The sequence below is a fragment of the Streptomyces anandii JCM 4720 genome (genome assembly GCF_014650655.1).
GTDB classification, from domain to species: Bacteria; Actinomycetota; Actinomycetes; order Streptomycetales; family Streptomycetaceae; genus Streptomyces; species Streptomyces anandii.
Map to the genome: position 1 here is coordinate 229,766 of NZ_BMVJ01000002.1, position 6,204 is coordinate 235,969.

14 protein-coding genes are annotated in these 6,204 nt (G+C 66.1%); all 14 read left to right on the top strand.

All coding sequences use genetic code 11. From position 1 onward, the window contains the following. On the top strand, positions 1 to 767 hold a 767-nt coding region (gene rplB, locus IE249_RS04200), incomplete at its 5' end, for a 50S ribosomal protein L2 (protein ID WP_229857487.1). A 12-nt stretch (positions 768 to 779) separates the two neighbouring features. Beyond that, positions 780 to 1,061, top strand: coding sequence for a 30S ribosomal protein S19 (rpsS, locus tag IE249_RS04205; protein WP_108954814.1), 282 nt, complete (start codon positions 780 to 782; stop codon positions 1,059 to 1,061). Positions 1,062 to 1,102: 41 nt separating this feature from the next. Further along, positions 1,103 to 1,450: a 50S ribosomal protein L22 gene (gene rplV / locus IE249_RS04210; RefSeq protein ID WP_189703399.1), complete on the top strand. Its 348-nt coding sequence runs from the start codon at positions 1,103 to 1,105 to the stop codon at positions 1,448 to 1,450. Next, a complete protein-coding gene (gene rpsC / locus IE249_RS04215) occupies positions 1,450 to 2,280 on the top strand; it encodes a 30S ribosomal protein S3 (protein WP_009190135.1) in 831 nt (276 codons plus the stop codon). The genes rplV and rpsC overlap by 1 nt, the downstream gene beginning before the upstream one ends. Positions 2,281 to 2,285: 5 nt before the next feature. Then, on the top strand, positions 2,286 to 2,705 hold the full coding sequence (rplP, locus tag IE249_RS04220; protein WP_009190136.1) for a 50S ribosomal protein L16: 420 nt from the start codon (positions 2,286 to 2,288) through the stop codon (positions 2,703 to 2,705). Then, positions 2,705 to 2,929 (top strand): 50S ribosomal protein L29, encoded by a 225-nt coding sequence (gene rpmC / locus IE249_RS04225; protein WP_018564811.1) that lies wholly within the window; start codon positions 2,705 to 2,707, stop codon positions 2,927 to 2,929. Before rplP ends, rpmC begins: the two co-directional genes overlap by 1 nt. Next, a complete protein-coding gene (gene rpsQ / locus IE249_RS04230) occupies positions 2,929 to 3,216 on the top strand; it encodes a 30S ribosomal protein S17 (RefSeq protein WP_189703400.1) in 288 nt (95 codons plus the stop codon). The genes rpmC and rpsQ overlap by 1 nt, the downstream gene beginning before the upstream one ends. Before the next feature lie 131 nt (positions 3,217 to 3,347). Continuing rightward, entirely contained in the window at positions 3,348 to 3,716 is a 369-nt protein-coding gene (gene rplN / locus IE249_RS04235) for a 50S ribosomal protein L14 (protein WP_003998823.1), read from the top strand. Positions 3,717 to 3,718: 2 nt separating this feature from the next. Then, a complete protein-coding gene (gene rplX / locus IE249_RS04240) occupies positions 3,719 to 4,042 on the top strand; it encodes a 50S ribosomal protein L24 (RefSeq protein WP_086726220.1) in 324 nt (107 codons plus the stop codon). Then, entirely contained in the window at positions 4,042 to 4,599 is a 558-nt protein-coding gene (gene rplE, locus IE249_RS04245; RefSeq protein ID WP_189703401.1) for a 50S ribosomal protein L5, read from the top strand. Before rplX ends, rplE begins: the two co-directional genes overlap by 1 nt. A 5-nt stretch (positions 4,600 to 4,604) precedes the next feature. Beyond that, positions 4,605 to 4,790 (top strand): type Z 30S ribosomal protein S14, encoded by a 186-nt coding sequence (locus IE249_RS04250; RefSeq protein ID WP_003948630.1) that lies wholly within the window; start codon positions 4,605 to 4,607, stop codon positions 4,788 to 4,790. Positions 4,791 to 5,003: 213 nt separating this feature from the next. Further along, positions 5,004 to 5,402, top strand: a complete 399-nt coding sequence (gene rpsH, locus IE249_RS04255; protein ID WP_189703402.1) for a 30S ribosomal protein S8 — start codon at positions 5,004 to 5,006, stop codon at positions 5,400 to 5,402. Between the two features lie 24 nt (positions 5,403 to 5,426). Then, a complete protein-coding gene (gene rplF, locus IE249_RS04260) occupies positions 5,427 to 5,966 on the top strand; it encodes a 50S ribosomal protein L6 (protein WP_189703403.1) in 540 nt (179 codons plus the stop codon). Between the two features lie 3 nt (positions 5,967 to 5,969). Beyond that, positions 5,970 to 6,204, top strand: a 235-nt coding sequence (locus tag IE249_RS36115; protein WP_308434305.1) for a 50S ribosomal protein L18, incomplete at its 3' end; no start/stop codon positions are given.

Here is a 6,204-nt window from a genome sequence, read left to right on the forward strand (position 1 = left end):
TCACGCGGTCCACGCCGGAGAAGTCGCTGGTCCGTCCCCTGCACAGCAAGGGCGGCCGTAACAATTCCGGTCGTGTGACCGTTCGCCACCAGGGTGGCGGACACAAGCGCGCCTACCGCGTGATCGACTTCCGTCGTCACGACAAGGACGGCGTGCCGGCGAAGGTCGCGCACATCGAGTACGACCCCAACCGCACTGCGCGCATCGCGCTGCTGCACTACGCGGACGGCGAGAAGCGCTACATCCTCGCGCCGCGCAACCTGCAGCAGGGCGACACCGTGGAGAACGGTCCCGGGGCCGACATCAAGCCGGGCAACAACCTGGCGCTCCGCAACATCCCGGTCGGTACCACGATCCACGCGATCGAGCTCCGTCCCGGTGGCGGCGCCAAGTTCGCCCGTTCCGCCGGTGCCTCCGTGCAGCTGCTCGCGAAGGAGGGCTCGATGGCCCACCTCCGCATGCCGTCCGGTGAGATCCGCCTGGTCGACCAGCGCTGCCGCGCCACGGTCGGCGAGGTCGGCAACGCCGAGCAGAGCAACATCAACTGGGGCAAGGCCGGCCGCAAGCGCTGGCTGGGCGTCCGCCCGACCGTTCGCGGTGTGGCGATGAACCCGGTTGACCACCCCCACGGTGGTGGTGAGGGCAAGACCTCGGGTGGCCGCCACCCGGTCAGCCCCTGGGGTCAGAAGGAAGGTCGTACTCGTTCTCCCAAGAAGGCGAGCAACAAGTACATCGTCCGCCGCCGCAAGACGAACAAGAAGCGCTAAGGACGGGTTGAGATGCCGCGTAGCTTGAAGAAGGGGCCTTTCGTCGACGACCACCTGATGAAGAAGGTGGACGTCCAGAACGAAGCCGGCACCAAGAACGTCATCAAGACCTGGTCCCGCCGCTCGATGATCGTCCCGGCCATGCTGGGCCACACGATCGCGGTGCACAACGGCAAGACCCACATCCCGGTGTTTGTCACCGAGTCGATGGTCGGCCACAAGCTCGGCGAGTTCTCGCCGACCCGCACCTTCCGGGGTCACGTCAAGGACGACCGGAAGTCGAAGCGCCGCTAGTCGCGGGGTGATTGACCATGACAAACACTGAAGGGACAACCATGGAAGCCAGGGCCCAGGCGCGGTACATCCGCGTCACGCCCATGAAGGCCCGCCGTGTGGTGGACCTCATCCGCGGCATGGGCGCCGCGGAGGCTCAGGCGGTCCTGCGTTTCGCCCCGCAGGCCGCGAGCGTGCCGGTCGGCAAGGTGCTGGACAGCGCCATCGCCAACGCCGCGCACAACTACGACCACACCGACGTCGACAGCCTCTACGTCTCCGAGGCCTACGTCGACGAGGGCCCGACCCTGAAGCGGTTCCGGCCGCGCGCCCAGGGCCGTGCCTACCGGATCCGCAAGCGGACCAGCCACATCACCGTGGTCGTCAGCAGCAAGGAAGGAACCCGGTAATGGGCCAGAAGGTAAACCCGCACGGGTTCCGGCTCGGTGTCACGACCGACTTCAAGTCGCGTTGGTACGCCGACAAGCTGTACAAGGACTACGTCAAGGAAGACGTCGCCATCCGCAGGATGATGACGTCCGGCATGGAGCGCGCCGGCATCTCCAAGGTCGAGATCGAGCGCACCCGTGACCGCGTGCGTGTGGACATCCACACCGCTCGTCCGGGCATCGTCATCGGCCGCCGTGGCGCCGAGGCCGACCGCATCCGCGGCGACCTCGAGAAGCTCACGGGCAAGCAGGTCCAGCTGAACATCCTCGAGGTCAAGAACCCCGAGACGGACGCTCAGCTCGTGGCCCAGGCCGTCGCCGAGCAGCTCTCCTCCCGCGTCTCCTTCCGCCGTGCCATGCGCAAGAGCATGCAGTCGGCGATGAAGGCCGGCGCCAAGGGCATCAAGATCCAGTGCGGCGGCCGCCTCGGCGGCGCCGAGATGTCCCGCTCGGAGTTCTACCGCGAGGGCCGCGTGCCCCTGCACACGCTCCGCGCGAACGTGGACTACGGCTTCTTCGAGGCCAAGACGACCTTCGGCCGCATCGGTGTGAAGGTCTGGATCTACAAGGGCGACGTCAAGAACATCGCCGAGGTCCGCGCCGAGAACGCCGCCGCCCGTGCGGGCAACCGCCCGGCTCGCGGTGGCGCCGACCGCCCGGCCCGTGGTGGCCGTGGTGGCGAGCGGCGCGGTCGCAAGCCGCAGCAGCAGTCGGCTCCCGCCGCCGAGGCCCCCAAGGCCGAGGCTCCGGCCGCTGCCGCTCCGGCTGAGAGCACCGGAACGGAGGCCTGACCGACATGCTGATCCCCCGTAGGGTCAAGCACCGCAAGCAGCACCACCCGAAGCGCAACGGCATGTCCAAGGGTGGCACGCAGGTTGCGTTCGGCGAGTACGGCATCCAGGCGCTGACCCCGGCCTACGTGACGAACCGCCAGATCGAGGCGGCCCGTATCGCGATGACCCGTCACATCAAGCGTGGCGGCAAGGTCTGGATCAACATCTACCCGGACCGTCCCCTCACCAAGAAGCCGGCCGAGACCCGCATGGGTTCCGGTAAGGGTTCTCCGGAGTGGTGGATCGCGAACGTCAAGCCCGGACGCGTGATGTTCGAGCTGTCGTACCCCAACGAGAAGATCGCCCGTGAGGCGCTGACCCGTGCGGCCCACAAGCTGCCGATGAAGTGCCGGATCGTCAAGCGCGAGGCAGGTGAAGCGTGATGTCGGCCGGTACCAAGGCGTCCGAGCTGCGCGAGCTGGGCAACGAGGAGCTTCTGGGCAAGCTCCGCGAGGCCAAGGAAGAGCTGTTCAACCTCCGCTTCCAGGCGGCGACCGGTCAGCTCGAGAACCACGGCCGTCTCAAGGCGGTCCGCAAGGACATCGCCCGGATCTACACCCTCATGCGTGAGCGTGAGCTCGGCATCGAGACGGTGGAGAACGCCTGATGAGCGAGAGCAACGTGACTGAGCAGAACAAGGAAACCCGCGGTTTCCGCAAGACCCGTGAGGGTCTGGTCGTCAGCGACAAGATGGACAAGACCGTCGTCGTCGCCGTCGAGGACCGCGTCAAGCACGCGCTGTACGGCAAGGTCATCCGCCGTACCAACAAGCTCAAGGCGCACGACGAGCAGAACGCCGCGGGCGTCGGCGACCGCGTCCTCCTGATGGAGACCCGGCCGCTGTCCGCGACCAAGCGCTGGCGCGTCGTCGAGATCCTCGAGAAGGCCAAGTAGGCAATTCCCGCAGGGGAATTCCAAAAAGTACGTTCCTGCGGGGCATTCCTCGCAGGACAGTTCCGCCAGGCTCGGCAGGGGTTCCGTAGCAGGACCCCTGCCGGGAACCGGCAGACAAACAGGAGATAGACGTGATCCAGCAGGAGTCGCGACTGCGTGTCGCCGACAACACTGGTGCGAAGGAGATCCTTTGCATCCGTGTGCTCGGTGGCTCCGGTCGCCGCTACGCGGGCATCGGTGACGTCATCGTCGCCACCGTCAAGGACGCGATCCCCGGTGGCAACGTGAAGAAGGGTGACGTCGTCAAGGCGGTCATCGTTCGCACCGTCAAGGAGCGCCGCCGTCCGGACGGCTCGTACATCCGCTTCGACGAGAACGCCGCCGTCATTCTGAAGAACGACGGCGACCCTCGTGGCACCCGTATCTTCGGCCCGGTGGGCCGTGAGCTGCGCGAGAAGAAGTTCATGAAGATCATCTCCCTCGCGCCGGAGGTGCTGTGAGCATGAAGATCAAGAAGGGTGACCTGGTCCAGGTCATCACCGGCAAGGACAAGGGCAAGCAGGGCAAGGTCATTGCCGCTTACCCGCGCGAGGAGCGTGTCCTGGTCGAGGGTGTCAACCGGGTCAAGAAGCACACCAAGGCCGGGCCGACCGCCAGCGGTTCGCAGGCCGGCGGCATCGTCACCACCGAGGCCCCGATCCACGTCTCCAACGTCCAGCTGGTCGTGGAGAAGGACGGGCAGAAGGTCGTGACCCGCGTCGGTTACCGCTTCGACGACGAAGGCAACAAGATCCGCGTTGCCAAGCGGACGGGTGAGGACATCTGATGGCTACCACCACTTCCCCGCGTCTGAAGCAGAAGTACCGCGACGAGATCGCCCCCAAGCTGCGTGACGAGTTCAAGTACGAGAACGTCATGCAGATCCCGGGCCTCGTCAAGATCGTGGTCAACATGGGTGTGGGCGACGCCGCCCGCGACTCCAAGCTGATCGAGGGCGCCATCCGCGACCTCACCACGATCACCGGTCAGAAGCCGGCCGTCACCAAGGCCCGCAAGTCCATCGCGCAGTTCAAGCTGCGTGAGGGCCAGCCGATCGGTGCCCACGTCACGCTCCGTGGCGACCGCATGTGGGAGTTCCTGGACCGCACCCTGTCGCTCGCGCTGCCGCGCATCCGCGACTTCCGCGGTCTGTCCCCCAAGCAGTTCGACGGCCGTGGCAACTACACCTTCGGTCTCACGGAGCAGGTCATGTTCCACGAGATCGACCAGGACAAGATCGACCGTACCCGGGGCATGGACATCACCGTGGTCACCACGGCGACCAACGACGCTGAGGGCCGCGCGCTCCTTCGTCACCTCGGCTTCCCGTTCAAGGAGGCGTGAGCGAGATGGCGAAGAAGGCTCTGATTGCCAAGGCTGCTCGCAAGCCCAAGTTCGGTGTGCGTGGCTACACCCGCTGCCAGCGCTGCGGCCGTCCGCACTCCGTGTACCGCAAGTTCGGCCTGTGCCGCGTGTGCCTTCGTGAGATGGCTCACCGTGGCGAGCTGCCGGGCGTGACCAAGAGCTCCTGGTAACAGCCCACTTGGGTTGAATCAGGACTCTCGGTAAGCAACTGGGGTAGGCAGGAGGCCCACCTCACATGCCTTAGGCTTGTGGGGTTGGGCGCCTGCCGCGCCCTAAACGACTTACTACGCCGTAGGTCCACCGCGCCGCACCCGTCCCGTCTCGGATCGGGGAGAGGGATGGCGCACCAGGAAACCCCGGCGAGAGAGGCCGAAGGCCAATTCATGACCATGACTGATCCGATCGCAGACATGCTCACGCGTCTGCGGAACGCGAACTCGGCATACCACGACACCGTGTCGATGCCGCACTCGAAGATCAAGTCGCACATCGCGGAGATCCTCCAGCAGGAGGGCTTCATCACGGGCTGGAAGACCGAGGACGCCGAGGTCGGCAAGAACCTCGTCCTCGAGCTGAAGTACGGCCCGAACCGTGAGCGCTCCATCGCGGGCATCAAGCGGATCTCCAAGCCCGGTCTCCGGGTGTACGCGAAGTCCACCAACCTGCCGAAGGTGCTCGGCGGCCTCGGCGTGGCGATCATCTCCACGTCCCACGGGCTCCTCACCGACAAGCAGGCCGGCAAGAAGGGCGTGGGTGGGGAAGTCCTCGCCTACGTCTGGTAACGGAAGGGAACGGAGGAAACAGCTATGTCGCGCATCGGCAAGCTCCCCATCGCGGTTCCCGCCGGCGTGGACGTCACCATCGACGGCCGCACGGTCTCGGTCAAGGGCCCCAAGGGCGAGCTGACCCACACCGTCGCCGCGCCGATCGAGATCGTCAAGGGTGAGGACGGCGTTCTGAACGTCACCCGCCCCAACGACGAGCGTCAGAACAAGGCCCTCCACGGCCTGTCCCGCACGCTGGTGGCGAACATGATCACCGGCGTGACCCAGGGTTACGTGAAGAAGCTCGAGATCAGCGGTGTCGGTTACCGCGTCACGGCCAAGGGCTCGAACCTCGAGTTCGCGCTCGGCTACAGCCACCCGATCACCGTCGAGGCCCCCGAGGGCATCTCCTTCAAGGTGGAGAACCCGACCCGTTTCTCGGTCGAGGGCATCGACAAGCAGAAGGTCGGCGAGGTCGCGGCCAACATCCGCAAGCTGCGCAAGCCCGACCCGTACAAGGCCAAGGGCGTCAAGTACGAGGGCGAAGTCATCCGCCGCAAGGTCGGAAAGGCGGGTAAGTAAGCCATGGCATACGGGCAGAAGATCCTCAAGGGCGACGCCTACAAGCGCGCCGCGATCAAGCGCCGTCACATCCGGATCCGCAAGCGGATCTCCGGTACGGCGGAGCGTCCCCGTCTGGTCGTGACCCGCTCCAACCGCCACATCGTGGCGCAGGTGATCGACGACCTCAAGGGCCACACCCTGGCGTCGGCGTCCACCCTGGACAGCTCGATCCGCGGTGGCGAGGGCGACAAGTCCG